11 protein-coding genes are annotated in these 23,773 nt (G+C 44.1%); 3 read left to right on the top strand and 8 right to left on the bottom strand.

From position 1 onward, the window contains the following. Window positions 1-76 precede the first annotated feature (76 nt). From BY457_RS07950 to purB, 3 genes are all read right to left on the bottom strand, one after another. Entirely contained in the window at window positions 77-691 is a 615-nt protein-coding gene (locus BY457_RS07950; protein WP_106152798.1) for a hypothetical protein, read from the bottom strand. 75 nt (window positions 692-766) lie between these two features. Beyond that, entirely contained in the window at window positions 767-2,587 is a 1,821-nt protein-coding gene (locus BY457_RS07955; RefSeq protein ID WP_106152799.1) for an ABC transporter ATP-binding protein, read from the bottom strand. 77 nt (window positions 2,588-2,664) lie between these two features. After that, the gene (gene purB, locus BY457_RS07960) at window positions 2,665-4,020 is read right to left on the bottom strand and encodes an adenylosuccinate lyase (protein WP_106152800.1); all 1,356 of its coding nucleotides are present in this window, start codon (window positions 4,018-4,020) and stop codon (window positions 2,665-2,667) included. 506 nt (window positions 4,021-4,526) lie between these two features. Here purB and BY457_RS07965 point away from each other — a divergent pair. From BY457_RS07965 to BY457_RS07975, 3 genes are all read left to right on the top strand, one after another. Continuing rightward, window positions 4,527-5,081 carry a helix-turn-helix domain-containing protein gene (locus tag BY457_RS07965; protein WP_106152801.1) on the top strand — a complete coding sequence of 185 codons (555 nt, stop codon included), beginning with the start codon at window positions 4,527-4,529 and terminating at the stop codon, window positions 5,079-5,081. A 375-nt stretch (window positions 5,082-5,456) separates the two neighbouring features. After that, the gene (locus BY457_RS07970; protein WP_106152802.1) at window positions 5,457-7,112 is read left to right on the top strand and encodes an AMP-binding protein; all 1,656 of its coding nucleotides are present in this window, start codon (window positions 5,457-5,459) and stop codon (window positions 7,110-7,112) included. 283 nt (window positions 7,113-7,395) lie between these two features. Next, entirely contained in the window at window positions 7,396-11,175 is a 3,780-nt protein-coding gene (locus BY457_RS07975; protein WP_106152803.1) for a hybrid sensor histidine kinase/response regulator, read from the top strand. Between the two features lie 176 nt (window positions 11,176-11,351). Here BY457_RS07975 and BY457_RS07980 read toward each other — a convergent pair whose 3' ends face one another. The 5 genes from BY457_RS07980 to BY457_RS08005 form a co-directional block, all read right to left on the bottom strand. After that, complete coding sequence (locus tag BY457_RS07980) at window positions 11,352-12,071, bottom strand: hypothetical protein (RefSeq protein WP_106152804.1); 720 nt, start codon at window positions 12,069-12,071, stop codon at window positions 11,352-11,354. 200 nt (window positions 12,072-12,271) lie between these two features. Next, window positions 12,272-16,990, bottom strand: coding sequence for an efflux RND transporter permease subunit (locus BY457_RS07985; RefSeq protein ID WP_106152805.1), 4,719 nt, complete (start codon window positions 16,988-16,990; stop codon window positions 12,272-12,274). Beyond that, window positions 16,987-20,061: an efflux RND transporter permease subunit gene (locus BY457_RS07990; protein ID WP_106152806.1), complete on the bottom strand. Its 3,075-nt coding sequence runs from the start codon at window positions 20,059-20,061 to the stop codon at window positions 16,987-16,989. The genes BY457_RS07985 and BY457_RS07990 overlap by 4 nt, the downstream gene beginning before the upstream one ends. A 491-nt stretch (window positions 20,062-20,552) precedes the next feature. After that, window positions 20,553-21,611 carry an efflux RND transporter periplasmic adaptor subunit gene (locus tag BY457_RS07995; RefSeq protein ID WP_106152807.1) on the bottom strand — a complete coding sequence of 353 codons (1,059 nt, stop codon included), beginning with the start codon at window positions 21,609-21,611 and terminating at the stop codon, window positions 20,553-20,555. A gap of 483 nt (window positions 21,612-22,094) precedes the next feature. Next, complete coding sequence (locus BY457_RS08005) at window positions 22,095-23,582, bottom strand: TolC family protein (protein ID WP_106152808.1); 1,488 nt, start codon at window positions 23,580-23,582, stop codon at window positions 22,095-22,097. Between the last annotated feature and the right edge of the window lie 191 nt (window positions 23,583-23,773).

Below are 23,773 nucleotides of genomic sequence, written 5' to 3' on the forward strand. Positions count from 1 at the left end.
GACCCTAAATTATATTATTTTTCATTCATAAGCAACTCTCTGCCAGAAGAATGTTAAAAATATCCGTTAATCCAAATTACATCACTTCCAACTCGCCGAGCTTATTCAGTTCCGAAAGAATGGTTTTTGGCTTCATATAAACCCTGCGCTTAAACTCACGGTATTTTTCATCCACGTCTGATTCGTCAAGGACATAAGAGCTCCAGTAGTAAAGAAAGAAGCCAAACCCCGCATCAATAACCATCTGATCAATCTCGTGCTCAAACTTATGCTTGCCTCGTTTGGAAAGATACTGCCAGCCTCGCTCTACCAGCCCGCCAAATCCTCTTGACTGATAATCGCGCACATGCATCAGCTCATGTGCAAGCAAGCCCACACGGGCTTCATGCGGAACATCCCGAAACAACACGCCGGAAAAATCTGCCTTGTTATTGATACACAAGACATAAGTCCGCTTCTCAGGCTTTTTGAAAAACGAAAAAAACGAAGGGCGCATGGCCATGGTAGTCCCAATGCGTTTTTCCTTTACTTTGATATTCACATCCCGAATATCATCCAGACTGTCGGCAAGAAAAACAACAAGCGAATCATACTTTTCGGGGAAATCCCAGTTTTCCGGAGTTTGTCCCTTAACGGAACTATTGGAAAACCAGGCAATCAATAAAAACAATGCAATAACAATTCGTCTCATCCTCTCCAATCAAAAAATTCTTTTGATGATACGAAGCAAAAGCCAAGGGGTTTCATAAGCTCACCCTGTGCAACATCACCTCATCTGCAGGTCATTGAGTTTCTGATAAATACCCTTCATGGAAATCAATTCATCATGGGTACCTGTCTCCACAATCTCCCCTTCATGAAACACGTAAATACAATCAGCATTACGCACAGTGGAAAGACGGTGAGCAATCACAATCGAGGTGCGATTGGCCATCAGGTTTTCCAGAGCCTCCTGCACCAGCTTTTCTGATTCGGTGTCAAGAGCTGAAGTAGCCTCATCCAGAATCAGGACCGGCGGATTTTTCAGTACGGCACGGGCAATACTGATGCGTTGGCGCTGACCTCCTGAAAGACGTCCGCCCCGATCACCCACAATAGTCTGATAACCATTATCGAAAGAGGTGATAAACTCATGAGCATTGGCCACCCGGGCGGCCTCTTCTACCTTTTGGGGTGTGGCATCCTCCACTCCAAAGGCGATATTATTATAGATGGTATCGTTAAACAGAATAGCATCCTGATTCACATTGCCCATCAGGTTTCGTAAGTCATGAATCTTCAGATCACGAATATCCTGTTCATCAATTAAAATGCTTCCTTCAAGCACATCATAAAACCGTGGCAGCAAATCAACAAAGGTGGACTTTCCGCTACCCGACTGCCCCACAAGAGCAATGGTCTTTCCTTTGGGAATAGAAACATCGATATTTTTCAATACCGGAGCCTCATTGTAAGCAAAAGTTACATTCCGGTATTCAATCCCCTTCTTCAATTCATGAATCTCTTTGGCTCCTTCCTTCTCATGGATGGCCACATTGGCTCCCATAATTTCATCAATCCGATCGTAGGCAGCCATACCTTTCTGAATACTATACATGGCTTTGGAAAAATCCTTTGCAGGATTAATTATCTGATAAAAGATACCAAGATAAGCCAAAAACTCGGCTGCATTCAAGGCATCCGGATCTGTCAGAATAAGCGTTCCACCAAACCATACCACAATCACCACCACAATGGTTCCTAAAAACTCACTCATGGGATGTGCCAAATCACGACGACGCATCAGCCGGTTCATAATATTCCGGTATTCATCCACCTCTCCGTCAAAACGCTGATCCATCCGTTTTTCAGCATTAAAAGCCTTAACAATTCTTAATCCTGAAAGTGTTTCTTCAATAATGCCAAGCAACTCCCCCATTTTGTTCTGACCTTCACGGGAAGTCTTTTTAAGACTTTTACCCACACGGCCGATAATAAATCCGGCAATAGGCAAAACAACAAAAACGAAAAGCGTCAATTTAAGACTGAACAGCAACATCGCTATAAGAAACACCACTATAAGCACCGGATTCTTCAGAAACATATTTAGTGACGACATAATAGAAGCCTCCACCTCCTGCACATCTCCGGTGGAACGGGCAATAATATCCCCTTTCTTCTCTTCGCTGAAGAAGGCCATGGGCAGCTGAAGAATCTTATGATAAATATTGTGTCGCAAGTCACGAACCACCCCATTGCGAATGCTAATGCTGGTATAAGCAGCTAAATAAGCGAAACCGGTTTTCAGGAAAGTTCCGACAACCAGAAACAGACCCACGAAAAGCAACGACCAACCGGGACCGTAGGAGGATTTAAGGCTGGTAATATAATAGTACAAATTGTGCTTCAGATCATTAAAATTCAGCTTCCATTCAACCAAGGAATAGACCTCATTGTTTTGTGAAAGAATAATCTCAAGCATAGGTACCATCAATGCCACCGAAAAAACTGCAAAGCTTGCTGACAGAATGTTAAACAGAAAGTTCAGTCCTAAAAGATGCTTGTACGGTGGCAAATACCGCTTCATTACCCTGATAAAATCTCTCATTTTCGGGATGTTCGTTTAATTAACAAAAATCCCTGACACACAAAAAGCTCCGTCAGGGATTCAGGTTACAATTATCGTTAATATAGATCTACTCCGGTATAATTCTTCGGAGTAAAATGTTTCAACTCTTTCTTTACCTCATCACTCACCTCCAATGTATCAATAAATCTGGCAATTGATTCGCCATTGATCACATCGTTGGTGCGGGTAAGATCTTTAAGCGTTTCATAAGGATTGGCAAATCCTTCTCTGCGCAAGATGGTTTGCATAGCTTCAGCCACCACAGCCCAGTTATTATCCAGATCCCTGTCGATGGCTCCCTGGTTAATGATCAATTTGCCAAGACCTTTTTGCAACGATTGAATAGACAACACAGAATGTGCAATAGGCACACCGATGTTCCGCAACACGGTGCTATCCGTTAAGTCTCGTTGTAAACGCGATACGGGAAGTTTGGCCGATAAATGCTCAAACAGCGCATTGGCAATCCCCAGGTTACCTTCCGCATTTTCAAAATCGATGGGATTTACCTTATGCGGCATGGCACTGGAACCAACTTCTCCCTTCTTGATCTTTTGCTTGAAGTACTCCATCATGATGTAGGACCAGAAATCACGGGCCAGATCAATCAGGATCACATTGATGCGCTTCAGGTTGTCGAAAATCGCGGAGAGGTTATCGTAGTTGGAAATCTGGGTAGTAAGCTGCTCTCTTTCAAGCTTCAGCTTATCCCCAACAAATCTGTTTCCAAAGGCTACCCAGTCAATTTGGGGGTAGGCTGCTTTATGTGCATTGAAATTTCCTGTTGCACCACCGAATTTGGCAGGACAGGGAATGTCTTTCAATAATTGAAGCTGAATTTTCAGGCGCTCCACAAAAACCCGGATCTCTTTTCCAAGACGTGTGGGCGATGCCGGCTGTCCATGGGTGCGGGCAAGCATGGTGACCTCCTTCCATTCATTGGACATTTTTTCCAGCTGAGCAATCAACTCCTCCAAAAACGGGTAATAAACTTCGTTGACCGCATCACGCAAAGATGCAGGAACAGCAGTGTTGTTAATATCCTGCGAAGTCAGTCCGAAGTGAATAAACTCCTTGGATTTTTCCAGTCCCAAACCATCAAACTGCTCTTTCAGGTAATATTCCACTGCCTTAACATCATGATTGGTAACCGATTCAATATCTTTGATTCGCTCAGCATCTTCCAGCTGAAAATTGCGATAAATATCCCGTAAAGCATCAAATTTACTGTGATCAAAATTCTTCAACTGCTCAATAGGCTCTTCGCAGAGAGCGATAAAATATTCCACTTCCACCATCACCCGGTAACGGATAAGGGCATATTCTGAAAAATAAAGGGCAAGTCCGTCCACTTTGGTACGGTAGCGCCCGTCGATGGGCGAAATGGCTGTCAACAGGTGCAGATCTGTCATGGTTCTTCAGGTTTTAATTTTTGCAACGACAAAGGTAGTAGTTTTCGAGGAACAATGGTCAAAAGTAATTGCTCAAATGTCTTAAAGAAGGATTGAAGGAAAGAATGATGGTCTGCCAAAAATTGTTTCAAAAACAAAAATCCAACCTTTTTCTGTCATTCCTCCCATGGATTCCTTATTTTTGACTCATCACTTTGCCTGACACCAAAGACAGGTAAAGCTTAAAACAGGCTGAAAGCATGAGAGTCTGAGAGCAACACCCCGGGTTTAGAGGCATCCCCAACACCCCTCTCATTATCGGTGGCATTGCGATCAATAATGAAAGAGGGAGTATTTATTACAATTCCCCCGGAGCGTTGTCCATGCTAATGCCTAAAAACTTAAGACCTTTTAAAAGCACAACAAAGTTGGGTATTCCTCCAAAAGGAAGAGCCTGAATTATGAGGGGACCGGATTAGTCAGGCTAAAAAATTCCGGTAAAAAATCAGAAAACAAAACCCAATAATATGGAAGAACAAATTAAGCAGGTAGCTACCCGCATCAAAGACCTGCGCGAGATTCTAAACATTTCGAAGGAAGAAGCAGCTGATTGCTGCGGAATAACAACAGCGGAATATTCCGAAATTGAATCAGGAAAAGTTGACATCCCTGTTGGTATCATGCATTTGCTGGCCAAAAAATTCAGGGTGGATGTCACCTCATTTCTGAGTGGCTCTGAACCCCGAATGCACTATTACACGCTCACCCGGAAAGGCCAGGGAGTATCAGTAGAACGCAGAAAAGCATACAATTACCGGGCGCTGGCTGCGAATTTCATCAACCGGAAAGCCGACCCTTTCATTGTTACTGTAGATCCCAAATCAGACGATACAGCAACAGAGTTCAACAGCCACCCGGGACAGGAATTCAATTTAATTTTGAAAGGCAGTCTGAAACTGAATCTGAATAACAAGGAGATGCTGCTTAACGAAGGTGACACCATTTATTTTGATGCCAGTCTGCCCCATGGCATGAAAGCCGCAAACAACGAACCCTGCGAATTTCTCGCAATCATTTTGTAAATAGTGCCTGTCCATAAAGTACCGTTTACGGCGTTATACCATTCACGGAAACTACTCATTAACTAAAGTAAGCTCCGCATTTCCGTGAATGACAAGCCGCCGAAGAAAAATCGGGGCAGGCTTTGTAAACGGAACCTTTTGAACAGACACAGTGCTTGTAAAATATTATCCCGATTTTTAGACAGAATCTAAATAGAAGTCTGTCCATAAACAAAGCATTTTTCATGTGTTTGAGATAGAAAGTTCAAATTCAAGGCGTGTAAAAAATCTAAACTGAAGAATACTAATGTATTTGAGGATTTAGGTTTTGAGCAACAACGCAGAAGTTGGACTTTTTAGACAAACACTAATTACCAATATTTCAAAAAAACAATCATGCAGTTATATAAAAATTACTTAGAACAACCTGAATTTGAATCGCTCGCTGACTTTCAAAAGAATTTCAGGATAAAGATTCCCGACAATTTCAACTTTGCCTACGATGTGGTGGACGAATATGCCCGTCTGGAGCCTGATAAAGTTGCTTTGGTTTGGGTAAACGACGAAGGGGCTCATCGGAACTTCACCTATCGTGAGCTGAAAGAAAGATCGGACGAAACAGCTTCCTGGTTTCAGGCTTCCGGAATAGGTCGCGGTGACAAGGTGATGCTGATATTGAAAAGACGCTACGAATTTTGGTTCGCCACGCTGGCATTGCACAAAATTGGAGCTACTGCCATCCCGGCAACCCACCTGCTTACCGAAAAAGACATCATTTACCGCTGCAATGCAGCAGACATCAAAGCACTGGTGTGCGTAGGAGAAGAAAATGTCATCAACCATGTGGAAAAAGCGCTGCCCGATTGCCCCACTGTTGAAAAGCTAATTTCGGTGGGCCCGGATTATCCAAAGAATTGGGAAAACTTCCAGAAAGAGGTGGCAACAGCAGCGCCATTCAAAAAGCCTGATGTCCCCTCACAGAATGATGATTTGCTATTTCTCTACTTCACATCCGGAACCACCGGTAATCCCAAAATGGTGGCACACGATTACACCTATCCATTGGCACACATCATCACAGCCTCTTTCTGGCACAATGTAAAGGAAGATGGCCGTCACCTTACAGTGGCCGATACCGGCTGGGCAAAGGCGGTATGGGGAAAACTTTACGGTCAAATGATGGCCGGATGTAGTGTTTTTGTGTACGATCATCAGAAATTCACTCCGTCAGATATGCTGGAGGTAATTGCCAAATATAAAGTTACCTCCTTTTGTGCGCCGCCCACCATTTTCCGTTTTCTGATCAGGGAAGATTTCTCAAAATATGATTTGTCAGCCCTGGAATATTGCACCACAGCAGGCGAGGCCCTCAACCCTAAGGTTTTTGACACATTCCGTGAACTCACAGGCATCAAACTGATGGAAGCTTTTGGTCAGACTGAGACAGCAGTTCAGCTGGCCACATTCCCCTGGATGGAGCCCAAACCAGGGGCAATGGGCATTCCAACTCCCCAATACAACATTGATTTGTTGAAACCCGATGGCACTTCGTGCGAAGACGGAGAAGAGGGCCAGATTGTCATACACATCGGGGATGAACATCCCATAGGTCTCTTTAAAGGTTATTATCGTGATGAGGAGCGCACCCGCGAAGTTTTGCAGGATGGTATTTATTACACCGGTGACATTGCCTGGCGCGATGAGGACGGTTTTTACTGGTTTGTGGGTCGTGCCGACGATGTAATTAAAAGTTCAGGCTACCGAATTGGACCATTTGAAGTGGAGAGCGTGCTGATGACACATCCGGCAGTTGTCGAATGCGCAGTTACCGGGACACCTGATGAGATCCGCGGTCAGGTAGTAAAAGCAACCATAGTTTTGGCAAATGGATATGATGCCTCTGATGAACTTGCCAAAGAAATTCAGGAACATGTAAAGAAAACTACTGCACCCTATAAATACCCCCGTGTTGTTGAATTTGTGAAAGAGCTGCCCAAAACCATCAGTGGCAAAATTCGCCGTATAGAAATTCGCGGAGACGAAAAAAAGTAATCCAAAAGACAAATAAAGAGCCTGTTGACCGATATTTCACACTACTTGGTTAACAGGCTTTTGCATATAATCTGTTACTCCCTGATTTTGATTATTTCCTCAACCTAAATTCGCTCTTCGTCAACTATTCAAAAAAAAATTCAGTTGTTCCGAAACTTTAGCCTTTAAAGTAAGTAAATACCAAAACAAACCCAACCCCCCATGCGTACCCTCCCTATTATCAGGAACAAACAAAAAAGCACTAATTCTGAACAACCGACAATTAAAAAAAAGAGCCCACTGGATGGTGTCCGGCAGACCCGTCCTTCTCCTTTTCATAATTCTCTCAAATTGTGCAGGTTTATTATGGGCACAACCCACCATAAGATCACTTCCATCCGAGGTACATCAAAGTCTGGTTCGAGACATTCATCGTGACCGGGAAGGATATCTGTGGATTGCCAACAATGGTGTGGGGTTGATGAAGCATGACAGTCACGGAATTACCAGGTATCTTCATGATGCCTCCGACAGCACGTCTGTCAGCAATGACGGCATTATGGCTTTGGCAGAAGACTCCCTCCAAAATCTGTGGATAGGAACTATATCTGGCTTGAATCTTTATCAACGAAAGAGCGACAACTTCAAAAGATATTTGCACACACCAGAAGATTCCACCTCTCTATCAGGAAATTACATCAACGATCTCTATGTGGATAACAAAGGTGACCTGTGGGTACTAACCACCAACGGGCTCTGCAAATACAACCCGGAAACTGACCGGTTCCGGTGCTTTTTCATTCCGGACAATCTAAATGCAAACAATTTCACCGGGATGGATCAGGACCAAAACGGCAATTACTGGGTGGTAACAACCTCCAACGGAATCTATCAATTTTCCCCGGAAGACAATAAGTTCATTCATTTTCGGGATAATAAGACAGAAAAAGGAAGTTTTTACAATAAGAAACTGCTTATTGACTCCGAAAATAACATCTGGATCGCAAACTGGGGCACAGGATTATCCAGATTTATTCCAAAGACCCGGATCTTTAATTATTGGCCGGTCAATGAAACAGGTACCGGAACCAACAAACAGTTGATAATGGACATCCTGGAATGGAGAAACAATAAAATATTATTGGCTGTGGATCAGGGTGGAATCAATGTTCTAGATTTAACCACCAATAAAATCAAATATATCAAAGCAAATGACCCGCTGAACGGCTCGCTTTCTTCCAACGGAGTCTATTGCTTCCATTACGACCGTGAAGAAATCTTATGGATAGGAACTTCTCGTGGCGGAGTGAACTATGTGAATCCCAAGGAAGATATATTTAAGGTCTATACCAACAAAGGAGTAAACACAGAGATAAAAAACGGAATTTACAACTACCCGCTGATGGATATTGTACCGGTATTTTTTGAAGACTCGGAAGGAATTGTCTGGATCGGAACTGATGGTGGCGGACTTGCACAATTTAACAGGAAAACCAAGAAGTTCCGATTCTTTCTCCACACCCCTTCCGATCCACATTCCATATCATCCAATGTAATACGCAGCATCACAGAAGATGCTGATGGCAATATCTACGTGGGAACCTGGGATGGAGGCATCAATAAATACAACAAACAAACCGGCCAATTTACCATTGAAGAATTCGATCGAAAAAATGATGGCGGTTATCACGGCAACAACCATTGGAAAATAGTCAACGATTCCCGAAACCGGTTCTGGGTAACCAATCCGGTTGGTCAGGTAGATCTTTACGACCAGGACAAAAACCTTCTGGGCCAATACTTTATGACTCCCAATCCGGAAATTTTCCATACCCCCGTAATTTTTGAAGATCCCAATAACCATATTTATATAAACACCATCAATGGCGTTTTTGAATTTCAGGAAGAGGGTAAATTCTTCAAAAAAGTGGTTTCTCTTCCCGAAGTATCTTTTGTAAATGCCGAGGATCCCGGGTATTTATGGGTTGGGACGCAGAAAGAGGGACTTTTTCTCTGTTCAAGAAATGGCCGGATCATCGACCATTTCAAAACAGAAGACGGTCTGGCAGACAATTTCATTTCAGCTATTGTTCTGGATTCCCTGAAAAATCCATGGATAGCTACCCACAATAAGCTTAGCTATTACAATAAGGCAAACAGTACCTTTACCAACTACTCTGTCGATGACGGACTGCCTGGAAATCACTTTCACACACAAAGTTTTCTAAAAACAAGAGAAGGGGAGATATTCTTTGGGGGAGTCAACGGATTCATCTCTTTCCATCCTGAAGATATAACTAAAAACAAGGCCATCCCCAAAGTTTACCTTACCGGGTTATACCTCAACAATCAAAAAGTTGACTTTCGGGATGAGGATGCCCCCATCAACAAACCGCTAAAATATGTAAATGAAATAGAGCTGAAACATCATCAAAGAACTTTAACCTTTGATTTTCAGGCCATTAATTTCACCTTCTCAAACAAAACAAGATACCGGTACAAGCTCGAAGGTTACCAAAAGGAATGGCAGGAAACAACCGGGCTGAACACAAAAGCCCACTATACCAATCTGGATCCGAGAGACTACATTTTTAAAGTAAAAGCTGCCAATAGCGATGGGATATGGAACACTGTGCCCACGCAAATACAGATTACCATTGCCCCACCCTTTTACAAAACCAGAGCTTTTATTATTCTCCTGGTACTCACTGGCATTCTTTTAGTTCTGCTTATAATTCGCTGGCGAAACCGAAAACTTTTTCTCCAAACAATACGCCTTGGTGAAAAAGTACGGGAGAGAACTCAAAAAATTGAGCACCAGTCAAGGGAACTGGAAGACAAGAACAGGGTTCTGGAAGATCAGAAAGAAGAGCTCCAGATTCAGCATGATGAGCTGGTAAAACACAAGGAACACCTCGGACAACTGGTGGAAGAGAGAACACATGACCTCAAGCTTGCCAAGGAAAGAGCGGAAAAATCGGATAAACTAAAATCCTATTTCCTGGCCAATATGTCGCATGAGATACGCACTCCGATGAATGCCATTGTCGGCTTTGCAACGCTTTTGGGAGATGAGTCCGGAGATGCCAAACAAAGAGCTGAATTTATTAACCTGATAAAAACCAATGCTGACGGATTGCTCTATCTAATGGAAGACATCCTGGATTTTTCAATGATTGAGGCTGACCAGATGAAATTGCATCTCAAAGAATTTAAAATTAACTCCTTGCTGGAGGATACTTTCTCATCATTTTCTTTACAAAACGAAAATACCTCCATTGAACTCAGGGAAAACAACGATATAAAAAGCCAGGATATTACCATCCGCTCTGATGAATTCAGAATCCGGCAAATCATTTTCAATCTTTTAAGCAATGCTTCCAAATTTACCGAAAAAGGCTTTGTTGAATTAAGGATGACTGAAAGTGAAGAAGAATTAATCATTTCCGTAGCAGATACCGGGCCGGGCATCCCTGAAGCAGAAAAAGAAAACATTTTCAATCAGTTTGTCAGACTTGAAAATGATCAATATATGGCAAAACGGGGTATTGGTCTGGGCCTGGCAATTTCCAACCGGCTGGCGCAATTGCTTGGTGCCCGACTTTCACTCACCTCCGAACCCGGGAAAGGATCCGTATTCTCTTTACGCCTTCCAAAGGCTGTCATTACAAATAAATCAACGCCAAAACCTTCTATGAACTTAAAAGCCCTCGAAACCGACTGGAAAGGGAAAAACCTTCTGATTATTGAAGATGAAAGCTCCAATTTCCGCTATTTGAAAGAGGTATTAAAACCCACTCAAATAAATATTATTTGGGCTAAAGACGGATTGGAAGCCCTGGAATATTTCAAAACCGGACATCGGTTTGATGTTGCATTGCTGGATATTAAAATGCCCAAAATGGACGGATTTGAAACATTTAAAAAGATCAAAGAGCTTGCCCCGGACCAGATTATAATTGCCCAAACAGCATATGCCAGGATTGAAGATGAAATAAAAATCAGGGATTATGGATTTGACGAATATCTGGCTAAACCCATTAATCCCAATCATTTGATAACTATTATTTCTAAGTTCTTTTAGACAGATTTATTCTAACAGAGATTGGGGGTTGAGAGTTCAGAGTTCAGAGTTGAAAGGTGAGAGATGAGAGGTGAGAAGTTGAAGTGATGAGGTGTATTAACTCTTACCTCAAGCCACACTCTATACTCCATGCTCTATTCTCCGTTCTCTATTCTCTATTCTCTATTCTCCAACATCTATCTCATAAACTTCTCACGTCGCTGAAGACTCAACAACCCCCAAAGCACAGAAACGGCTGAAACCACCAGCAAAAACGTCCGGTTGCGAACCACAGCAAGCTCCCAGACCACGGTACTGGTGTCGGAAGGCATGTCAAAAGGGTTAAAAAAAACACTCCAGGTGGTTATCGACAACTCACCGGACACTATTTCCATGAACCAGGCAATAATGGCAAGAATAATTACCACCACTGCAGCGCCATGTCCGTTGCGGATAATTGTGGAGAAAAGGAAGCCAACAGTTCCGAAAAAGGTAACAGGCACCATCAGCTGGATAGACAACAGCAATATATTGTGACGCAGCAAAATGAAATAATCCAGAAATGCCAACAGCACAATGACCAACCAAACCATCAGGAGAATTATCAAAATCCGAACCATCCAAACCTTGAATCGATAATTGGGTATGCTAAAAAGAATTTCCAGAATCCTGACATCCTCATCATTCTGGATCCCGTAAACCGTAGGAAAAAAAATGAGCAACAACGCAGGGAACAACAACTGATAATAGAGCGAGGCAATATCAGGAATGGATGACGAAAACAAACTGATGCCGGTAATCAACAGAAAAAAGATGAAACTTCCACCCAGAAAGTAAACAAACTTATTCCCGAATATCACTTTGATATTGTACCGAATCAAATCACGTATGATGGAGGGTTGAAATTGATTTTCCATTGTATCTACTATTTGTCTTCGTTATTTAGTGCCCGTCTATAAACTAAGCAAAATTTGGTTCTGGTCATGTGTTTGTCAAGAAAGTGCCAGCTACAATGCCTGCCCCGATTTTTCTTCGGGGGCTTGCGAAGCTCGAAAATACGCAGTTTACTTGAGTAAATGAGTAATTTTCGGGCAAGCGTAACGTAGTAAATGGTACTTTATGGACAAACACTATTTAACAACCATAAATAAGAATCCTCCAACACGGCAGTTACCTCCACGGCACGGTTATCAGGCTTTTCGGAAGAAAGACAGCGCAACCTTACCTGTCCGCCCTGGTTCATGTGATGGATGACAGTAAACCGCTGTGTCATTTCCTCTACTTCATGCGGCGACACTTCCACCTGCCAGACCTTCCCCTTAGCTATGTTCACCATGTCGCGCGGTTCTCCCCAATAGCGCAAGGCGCCTTTCGACATTACCGCCACCTGGTTGCACGAACTGGAAATATCTTCAATGATATGCGTGGAGAAAACCACTACCCTTTCGCGACTCAGCTCCACCAGCAAGTTCCGGAACCGTATGCGTTCCCTGGGGTCTAGTCCGGCGGTGGGTTCATCAACAACAAGAATTCTCGGAAGATGCAGCAATATCATGGCTATCCCGATTCGTTGTTTCATGCCTCCCGAATAAGCCCCTATTTTATTGTTGCGCCGCTCCCACATGTGTACTGATTTCAGCACATAGCGAACCCTTTCTTCACGCAAGGTCTCATCTGTAATATTCTTTAAAATGGCCTGATAGTCCAGAAATTCCAGGGCCGTCATATTCTCATACGTTCCGAACTCCTGAGGCAGATAACCAATGAGCCCCTGCAATTCTTCCCTGTAATCGGCGGTATCAAAACCATTGATGAATATCTTTCCATAGCTCTGATCCAGTATTCCGCACAATGTACGCATGATGGTCGTTTTTCCTGCACCATTGGGTCCAAGAAGTCCGATCATACCACTCGACAGTTCCAAAGAAACCCCTTTTACCGCCTTAAACGGCTCTTTGGCTTCCTTTGCAAACGGCAACAACATTACCAACTTCACAAACCGACGCCGAATTACTTTAAACCAGCCACGAATCATTTCAGGTTTCAAACTGCCGGCACGGGTTTTCTTACTTACCAACACCACGGATCCGATAATGATCCACAGCACAATAATGGTAACAGCTCCACCTTGATTCTTCCAGCTTTGCAACATGACAAACAATAAAACCAACGGATAACCAATTCTCCACGTCCACCGGATTATTTTCAAAAACCTGCGACGATTGATCAAATGTCCGGCAGAAAAACGCCATTTGAACCACCGTTGGTGCAAAACATCAAAATAGCCTGCAATAACGAAATAATTGACCACCCAAAAGAACAGCTGCCAGAAACCATCCTCAAGATAGATTAGTGAAAACCAACTGAGAAAAACCAGTAAAGGAATCTGCCAGATAAGACCTGCACGCAACTCAGCAGAACTGAGTGGTACTTTAAGTAATCGATGTCTGAGATTCGTTCGTTGCTTCCACTCCCGCCTGAAACGGTTTGGACGCCCGTAAACCTTCACAATATTTCTGATATTAATCCGGATATCATCGCCATCTCCTATCAACTTGCTACTGGCACGCTTCAGACTATTCAGGGCAAACCAAAGCACCCACGGCACACCGGCAACCGCCAACACAGTGGTTACCATTTGCCAAAGAACCGACATATCACTCCCCCACCAGATCCATACAAACAGAAAAATCCAAACACCAATCAAAGCAGCTCTTAATACCTGTTTAAGCGAACGAATCCAGTTGAGCGCTCTTTCCAATCCCAATCCAAACGCAGGAACAAAAACCAGGGTAAGTACAGAACTAAAAACCAGCCCCCCGATTACCGTTATGGCAAAAGGCGCTCCCAAAGCACCCACGTATTCTCCCTCCCCCAGACTCAACGGCAGCATGGCAACAATAGTGGTTGTGGCAGTAATCAGGATTGGACGCAAACGAGCCATCCCGGCTTCCATATAGGAACGTACTACAGATACGCCGGAGCGACGAAGCTGCATCGCATAATCAATCAGAATAATACCATTATTAACCACGACTCCCAGTAAAATCAGGAATCCGATAAAAGTATTAAAATTGAGCAACGAGTTACCTGTAAAAAGTAGTGCCAGCATAGATCCCACCGCTGCCAGCGGAATGGTAAACAACATCACCACGGGCGCCGAAAATGACTCAAAAACAGATGCCAATATCATAAATATCAGCAAAATGGCCATCCCGGCCAGAAAATAATACTCTTTGGTGGATTCGTCTCGCTGAAGAGTGGCAGTAACACCCTCGGGAAGGCCTGCGACAAGTAACAACTCCTCAATCTCCTTTAGAGCAATCTCTTCCAGCTCACGGGATCCTTCCACCTCCTTCTTCATGGTAAACCGAACCACAATCTGTTTTTCCTGATTTACCCGGTGATATTGAGACTCACTGTTTTGCAAAGCAATATCGGCAAACGACTCCAGTTCTACACGCTCCCCGCCGCCAGTTCTGATCCGGGTATCAGCCAGGGTTTGCATATCCGCAGCCTTAGCTCTTTCCAACGAGTCTTCCTCTGTCTGCTCGTATGCAAGCATGATGTCGTACTCCTGATTGTCGGCCTTAAAAGTGCCTCCTGATTCTGTTTGAGGCGACAAGGTGGTCAACTGTGCAACCACCTGAGCCGGCTGCACTCCATTTATCCCCATCCAGTATGGATCCAGATCGAGCATAACTTCCGGACGCTGCCAGCTTCCCTCCACCCAGACACCATCGAGACTTGTCAGGTTTTCTTTCATCAGGTCCACCAGGTCATTGGCGGTAAGCACCATATCATTAAAATTCTCACCTTTTATCACCACCTGCCGCTGTTCATCAGCAAGACCAAGCATCGACATTGCACCACCGCCCATGCCGGCACCACCACCGCCACTCTCTCCTCCCGTATCGAAACTAACGGAAGCACCCGGCCATTCCACCCACAACTCATTCTCAACTTTTGACCTGATCTCCTGAAAAGAGAGCTTTTGATAATCCATGGAATCTTTATCCACCTCTACAGTTATCACCGCCCTGTCGGTATAGATTTTACTGATCACATCGGCTGGCAGATTCAACCTTGCAAGGCGTTCTTCCATGGTTCGTATCAGTTCATCAGCCTTTTGCAATGTTGAACCCTCATGCATACTTACATTTACCTCGACAGTGCTCTTTTCTACAGGCTTGTTACCGGCAATGCTGTAGGCAAAACTCAGAAAAGCAACCAGAAAAAAGAGCCCCAATCCGCCCATCACCAAACGGGCAGGATGACGCAATCCACCTTTCAGCAACTGGATATAGATCTGTACCAAATGATTGTGAAGCGGAAGCCGCGAGAGCCGCCACGAATGTCCCTTCTGACGTTTCAAAATGGCATTGACAATGGTTGGAATCAACACCAGCGCCACCAACAATGAGACCAGCAACGTTGACACAATCGATACACTCACATGACGGGCCACTTCGCTAAGCACCTGATTGGTTGCAAAAACAAAGGGGAGAAAAACAACAATGGTAGTAAATGTTGCCGCAGTAACTGATCGCCAGATACCTGAGGTTCCTTTCACCACAATATCTTCCGGCTTTCCTCCACGCGAAGTCATCCGGTAAATATTCTCCATCACCACCACCCCATTGTCGATCAGCATCCCCATAGCAAGCGCCAGCCCTATAAGGGTCAGCATATTTATAGTTATATCAGCTGCATAGAAAAAATTAAATGCCCCAAACACAGATACGGGCATTGCAACCATTACCACCAAAACCAGGGGCAGATTCTCGAGAAATATCCACAAAATAAATATGGCCAGCAAGCCACCGATGAGAGCAAGTTGGATGATTTGGTCTATGTTTTTCTCAATCTCCTCAGCTGAGTTTGACTGAATCTCCAAAGTCAGTCCGCGGGGAGCAAAATCCTCATTGACAGCAGCCAATTCATCTTTCACTTTATCGGACAACTCAATCAGGTTAACCTGAGATTCTCTGACAAGCGAAATGGTGACCACATCATTTCCGTTAACACGACTAAAAGAATCAGGTTCGCGCAATCCGTAACTGATAGTAGCAATATCGGAAAGCAGCAATGGTCCATCTTCCCTGATAACAATTTGTCCTATATCCGTTGGTGATAAATACTCAGCGCCGGCATTGACAAAGAAGCGGGTTCCGTGCTGATGCACCTCTCCCACAAAAGTTTTAGATTGCTGACCGGATCTGATCTGTTGACGGATATCATTCATCGTCAAACCGTAACTCTCCAACTCATCGCGATTCACCTTAACCGTTACGGTCTTCTCACGCCCACCAAATACCTGTACCGAGGCCACCCCGTCAACCGCCATAAAGCGATCGTTTACCTCTTGCTCAAGAAGTGTGCGAATACGGTCAGCCCCTCCTTCTCCTATCACCTGAATCTGCATAAATTCAGTATTGATCTGCTCCATATCCACCCGCATCACTTCGGCCATAAATCCCTCCGGCAACCGACTTCTGACAGCATCCACCTGTTCGCTCAGTTTCAGATAAGCATACCTCATATCGGCCTGCTGCGCAAAATAGACAGAAACCATACCTCCATCCGGCATAACCCGCGATTCAATCTTCTCCACTTTATCCAGACGTCCGGCTGCCCCTTCAAGAGGGATGACAGCTTCGCGCTCCACATACTGGAGATCACGCTCCACCGGTGCCATCACGCGAATAAAAAGAACCGGCAACTCCATGGCAGGAATCAGCTCCACCGATAAGGATCGGTAACTGATAACGCCCAGCATGGTGAGCGCCACAAAAAACATGCTTACAAGAACTTTCCTGTTAATCAGTTGCTTCATATCGCTCTCCTCTGTTTGCGTCCGTCTCTGTCGAACAATTCATAAACGCACGGAATAACCACCAGTGTAAGCAAGGTTGAAGTAAAAAGACCCGCAATAACGGCAATAGCAAGCGGCGAGCGCAATGAAGCACTGCGCCCTATGGACAAGGCCAAAGGAAAAAGAGCCAGCATGGTGGTCAGGGAGGTCATCAGGATTGGTCGCAGCCGATCACGGGCGGCATTCAGCACCGCCTCACGCAACTGTAAACCCTGAGTTTTATATTGATTGATGGCATCCACCAAAATAATGGAGTCGTTTACCGCAATACCCCCCAACATTACCACACCAATAAAAGCCATAATGTTAAAGCTGATTCCCAGCAACAAAAAAGTCAGAATGGTCCCTACTCCTGCCAATGGGATAGTCAGCAAAATGGTAAAGGGATGTATCAGAGACTCAAATTGGGCGGCCATTACCATGTAAACCAAAACCACAGAAAGCATGAGAGCAAACAAAAGTTGTGAAAAAGACTCTTTTCTGCGTTGCTCATCCCCGGTTACCTCTACCCGATAGCCGGGAGGTATCGCCATATCTGCTACCAGTGCCTCGACTCGTTCTACTACTTTATCGAACGGTTCACCCGGCAACACCCCTGCGTAAACTTTCCCCACTCTGCTCTGATTATCCCGGAGAATTTCTCCCGGTTCATGACCAACTTCAATGCGGGCCAGTTCATTCAGGCGATAAATCGCATCACCGTTGACAATTTCCAGCGAGGCCAGATCAACAATATTCAATTCCTTACCCGATACTTTTATTTCAGTACGATTCCCACTTTCCTCAATAGAACCGGCATCCTGCTTTTGAAGTGATGCCTGAACCTGTGAAATAATGTTCTGAATACTCAATCCAAGCATTCCGGCTTTCATCCGGTCAATGCGGATATCTATTTCCGGGGCCTCCTCCTCAAATGAGGTGAAAACATTAATTAAATCAGATGATTGACTCAGCATATCGGCAATTTCTGAGGTAGTAGCTTTTAAAACATCGGCATCAGCCCCCCGGACTTCAAGTACAAAAGGTGACTCATCATTGGCCGAAAGTGACTGCAGTGCGGGCTCTGTCTGTCCGTAATGTAATTCCAGCCCGTTAACACCGGCAAACAAACTGTCCAGTGCAGAAGCCAATACCCCGGAAGCTGATTTGGATACCTCAGAAAAGGCAACCTTCAAAAAGCCCTCATTTTCTCCCCTTGAGAAGGATTGTCCCGACTCTGTCACCGCAGGTCCCGAATGCGCATAAATCCACCGAAGGGAGCCCTCCGGCATTATCTGACGAATCGACTGCGATACCGATAAAAGAGTTTCGTTGGTCGATTCCAGGCGTGTTCCCGGAGGCAGGGTTACTTCAATTTCCAGCTCATCAGAAGAAGCATCAGGTAAAAAAGAAGAGCCCACAAAAGGAAGTAAAGCATAACTACCGGCCATCAGAAGAACTGCTGAAATAAGTACAAATCCTTTATGGTCCAGCGCCTTTCTCAAAATTTTATGATAAAATCCCCATTTCAATGGTTTTGATGTTGCCACCGACCGTTTCCGTCCAATCAATTTGGTACTCAACAAGGGGACCACCATCAGGGCAACTCCCAATGAGCAAAAAAGACTAAACGCCACGGTCCAGGCCTGATCTTTGAAAAACTCACCTGAAACACCCTGGAGATAAACAATGGGTAAAAAAACAACCACGGTGGTTAGCGTAGATGCCACGATGGCACCACCCACACTGCCGGCCCCCTCAATGGCTGCATCTTTGAGCGACTTCCCTTTTTCCAGCAGGCGGTAGATGTTTTCCAGTACAATAATCGCATTATCGACCAACATTCCGGCTCCAAGCGCCAGCCCTCCAAGAGTCATCAGATTAAGTGTCAAATCATTAAAATACATTAATCCGAAGGTAGCCACCACCGACAACGGAATGGCAATACTCACAACAAGCGTTGCTCCCCAGTTCCGGAGAAATAGAAACAGTACCACCACAGCAAAAAGAATTCCAAGCATGGCACTTTCACTCACCTCTGCAACCGATGCCTCAATAAATTCACCCTGATTTTCGACTATCTCCATTTTTATCCCCGGATGGTTGGAAGAAAATTCATTCAGTGTTTCAAATACAGAACCGGTCATTTCAACAGTATTGTAACGGTTTTCCTTGTAAATGTATAAACCCAGACAATCTTCCCCATCAATGCTCACCATACTTGAAGGACGATCCTCCATTATTCTTATATCAGCAATGTCTTTCAGTAAAACAGGCGAACCTGCATTTCCTGATTCACGATCCGTCCCGGCCATTTTTATGACCAGAGATTCTATATCGGAAGGTTTTGAAATAGCGCTACTTCCCCTTACCACATATCGTTGTCCTTTCTCTTCAATATAACCACCGCTTACATTCTGGTTGAAATCATTAATCTTCCCCGCAATCTGCTCCAGCGTAATACCAAATGCACTCATGGCACTGCTGTTTGCCTGAACCTCCACAACAAATTCACGCTCGCCGGCAAGGGCAACATCGGCCACTCCCTCCAGGCGCACCAGTTCAGGACGTAACACATTCTCCACCAGCAATCGCAACTGATTCAAATTTCGTCCAAGCGAATCGTACAGGGCAATCTGCACCACCGGGTCAGCATTTGGATTGAACCGGGAAATATTCAATTCTTCCACATCCTCCCGATTGGAATAGGGCGACAAAACTTTCTGAAGCTCAAGAAATGCCTGATCCATATCACTGTCCCAGGAATAAGAGATGGTCAACCGGGCCCTGCCGGCCATGATTCCCGACTCCACATTGGCCACTCCTTTTTGTCTAACCACAAGTGCCTCAATGGGCACCACCAACTGCTTTTCAATTTCAGCCGGAGGACGTTCCCCTGCATCTATATCCACAAACAACCGGGGATTATCAATTTCGGGCATCAGATTGGTTCCCAGACGGGAATATGAGATAAATCCCAGCAACAACACCGCCAGAACGATCATGGATACCGTAACAGGATTTTTTATAGAAAATCGAGGTAAACTTCTCATTATGTTTTAATTAGTGCCTACTGAAAAAGTCAGCAGACCAATTTTTTATTTCTTTATTGATTTTCTTTTTGGCATTGCCCCAAAAACAAAAAAGTATAGTCCGTTTAAACCTATCCGCCCGCATCAAGCTTAATTTCCGGCTAACCCGCAAGGCCTTGAAATCGCCCATTAAGCCTTCTCGCCAACCGCCGGCCCGGAAAACGGACAGGCCTCCCCGCCTTTTGAACAGTAAAACTCATTCAAAGATAAAACATGCTTGTAACCAGTAAGTTGTTGATATTTTACCTTCTCAAGTGCAGACTTATTTAATGATTTACTTGAAAAACCTTGCACTTTAAATAAATTCCCACCTATTAAATTCTTTATTTGTAAGATATTATATGTTATTCAGTAGGCTCTAATTAGAAATATCAAATTAACATCCCTGCCCATTGGGTTCCATAAACTATGAGAGATGAGCTAAGACCCAAGAGCTAAGAGCCATTCCCCACTCACTTCACCTCATCTTCAATCTTTACCTTAGATCCGTCCCGCAAGGTTTCAAAACCTTTAACCACAATCTGTTCACCGGCTTCCAGACCATCCACAATTTCAACACGATCTTTGTTCTCCAGTCCGGTTTGCACAATGCGTTTCCGGGCAGTTTCTCCATCCACCACATAAACAAACTTTCCGCCCATCTGTGATAAAACCACATTGGGAGGTACCGATAAGGTGCTGTCACTCTGTTGCACCACTATGCCGGCATTGACAAACATTCCTGGACGCAGGAGATTGGTGCTGTTTTGAACAGATATCCTTCCTTTAAAAGAACGGGTAGCAATATCCAGGGCAGGGGAAAGCTGTGATATGGTTCCTGTTACAGTATCTTCAGCTGATGAATAGCTGGTAATAAAGGCTGTCTGGCCGGCCTTCACTTTGCCGAAAGAAGCTGCAGGAAGGGTTACATTTAAAATCATCCGGTCATAATTCATAATACTGACCATCTCTACTCCCTGCTGGACTCTTACCCCTTGTGAATAATATGGCAAAGAAGTGATTACCCCGTCAATTGGCGAGTCTATGCTCATCTTTGCCAGATTGATTTGTGCATTTTCATAGGTTTTTCGGGCACTTACCAAATTACGTTCTGCATTTACCAATTCTCTTTGCGTAACGCCTCCTTTTTCATACAAGGCTTTCTGCTTTTCATATTCCTGTTCCGATATTTCCAGGTTGAGTCGCTCCCCTTCAATGTCGGTGGTATTTCGATAGGCTTTGTCTTCCAGTCTGATAATCACACTTCCCTTTTTTACCCTGTCGCCCATTCTGAAAAGAGTGCCTGTTGCAGGATTTGTTTGTAGAAAATATTCTCCCGACATTTCATTGGTCAGTGTTACAGATCCGGCCGGTAGTAAGTCCCCTGTAACGGTTACCACTTCTCTCACCGTACCGGGCGAGAGATTCTGAACTGTTACATCAACAGCCACATCCATATTAAAACGTTGATTCTGATTGCCACAACCGGCAAGAATTACAACGAAGATTAAAGCAGCAATTATATTTTTCATCCGTTTAAAATTTTGTAATTATGTGATAAAGAACTAATTAAAAATTTGAGAACGAATGGAACCGCTTCGCTCTCGCATAATATTCTTTTAAACATATTCTCTTGTGATATTTATATTTAAAAAATATCATGCTCGTTTCATCAGCAAATAATTTATCTAAGTTATTGGTCTGATGGAACTCGCATGGTTGATTGTTTACATTCTCTTTTGAGGCCATCGTTGCCATGCTCGTTTCATCCGTATAAAATTTAATTGTTAATGTCAGATCGAACTCGCATACTAGAACTTATATATGTTCGCTTTATTCTTTTAAAATTTGGTACTATCTATAAATTAAGCATAGTTTGTTTTTAGTCATGTGTCTGGTCAGAAAGTGCCAATTGCAAGGCTTGCGAAGCCGCCAAAAGCGCAGTTTACTTGCGTAAATGAGTATTTTGGCGGCAAGTATAACGCCGCAAGTGGTACTTTATGGACAGATACAAATCAATACTTCGACAAATCAGGCACAATCCCCTCCCCACGTTCAAAATCATAGAGCGTCTGAATTTTCATATTTAGCAATTCAAGCAGGTAGCTGATTCGGGCACTTGTCAGGTCTGTTTTTTTCTGTGTCAGCTGATTCTGATAAAGGTTCAGATCCATACTTGTAAGGTCACCATTCTTATATTTCTCCAGATTAATATCATACGTCAGTTTGGCATTCTCCAGGTTTTTTTGGGCAATATCAATCTGGGTCAACAGATTTTTCAGACTACGATGCACCTGTCTGATGGTCAGGGAAATATTTATTTTCTCATCATCCATATTTATTTCCCTGATTTGCTGAGCTGCCTGAGCTGCTCTCATACGGGCTTTCTTCTCGCCCCAGTCCCACAGCGGAATCTCAAGCGAGAAACCGATGTTCTGGTTGTCTGTGGGACGATCAAATACGCCGGTCAGTTCTTCATTTTCCCCGAAGAGCCCTACAGAAACGCCAATGTTCCCTTTAAATTCATTTTGTGCATTGGTGCGGATAATATCGAACTGTCCTGCTTCAATATCAATTTTTCGTTGTCTGATTTCCAAGCGGTTTTCGACGGCCCTTTGCATGGCATTTTCCAGATCAACATCCACTGCCATCACATTTACCTCGGCCAAAACAAGCACTTCCTCCTCCAACGGCATTCCCAGCATCTGTTTAAACTGGTCTTTAACATTCTCCAGTTCCACCTGCCTGTTTTGATAGCCTGAACGACTGGTCATCAGATCCAGTTCCGCCTGAAGCAACTCTTCACGGGCCACCAGGCCGGCATCGACCTTATTTCGTATAATATCCACACTCTGCGACCTGTTTTCAAACTCTTCACGAGCTGTATTGACCGACACCTGCGCCTCATACACCTGGTAAAACGCCTGTGAAACGGTACGTTCCAAATTCAGTTCCTGCAGAGCATAATTGATTTGTGAATTTTCAAGTGCATACTCCAGCTCCTTGAGTTCCATTTTGGTGCGGTTGTAGGTAAACAAAGGCTGATCCAAATGCAGAGACAGGTTGTTACTGAATCCGCGGAAAGGATCTCCGCTAAACGAACTATTGCTTTGAGAATCCTGCCAGCGCAAACTGTTGCTCAAAGTAAGGACTCCATCAGTAACAGCGATGGGTTGCTGCACACTGAATGTTCCGTAGCTGTTCAAACTTTCGGTGGTGTACCATTCGGACAACGGGTCATTGTACTGACGGTTGTGACTGTACTCTATGGGAGTCAGATTAAGCCGGAAACTCGATTTAAGAGATGCCCTCCGGGCAATCAGGTTCTCTCTGCTCTGTTCCAGATTAAGCCGGGCTTTTTTGATATCCGGGCTCTCCTGTCGGGCGTAATTCAAAGCTTTTTCAAGCGTCAACACCTGCTGGGCATAGGCTTTACCACCTGTAGAAACAGACAGGATGAGAAAAAGCAGTGATACCTTCAAAATCCTTAGTGTTAAGTTCATTCGTATATAATTTATCATTGGTGTCCGGTTAAAAATTGAGATTGCTTCACTACGTTTGCAATGACAGATTTTTGTAATAAACAAAAAATCGGACAATTAATTATTGGCCCCCATCCGGAGACCTGATTCATTTGTTATGCCAACCCCGGATTACCCACCCGGGGTTATTGACTATCGTCGATCTTCGATTC

It is taken from the genome of Marinilabilia salmonicolor, assembly GCF_003003035.1.
Taxonomy (GTDB): Bacteria; Bacteroidota; Bacteroidia; order Bacteroidales; family Marinilabiliaceae; genus Marinilabilia; species Marinilabilia salmonicolor_A.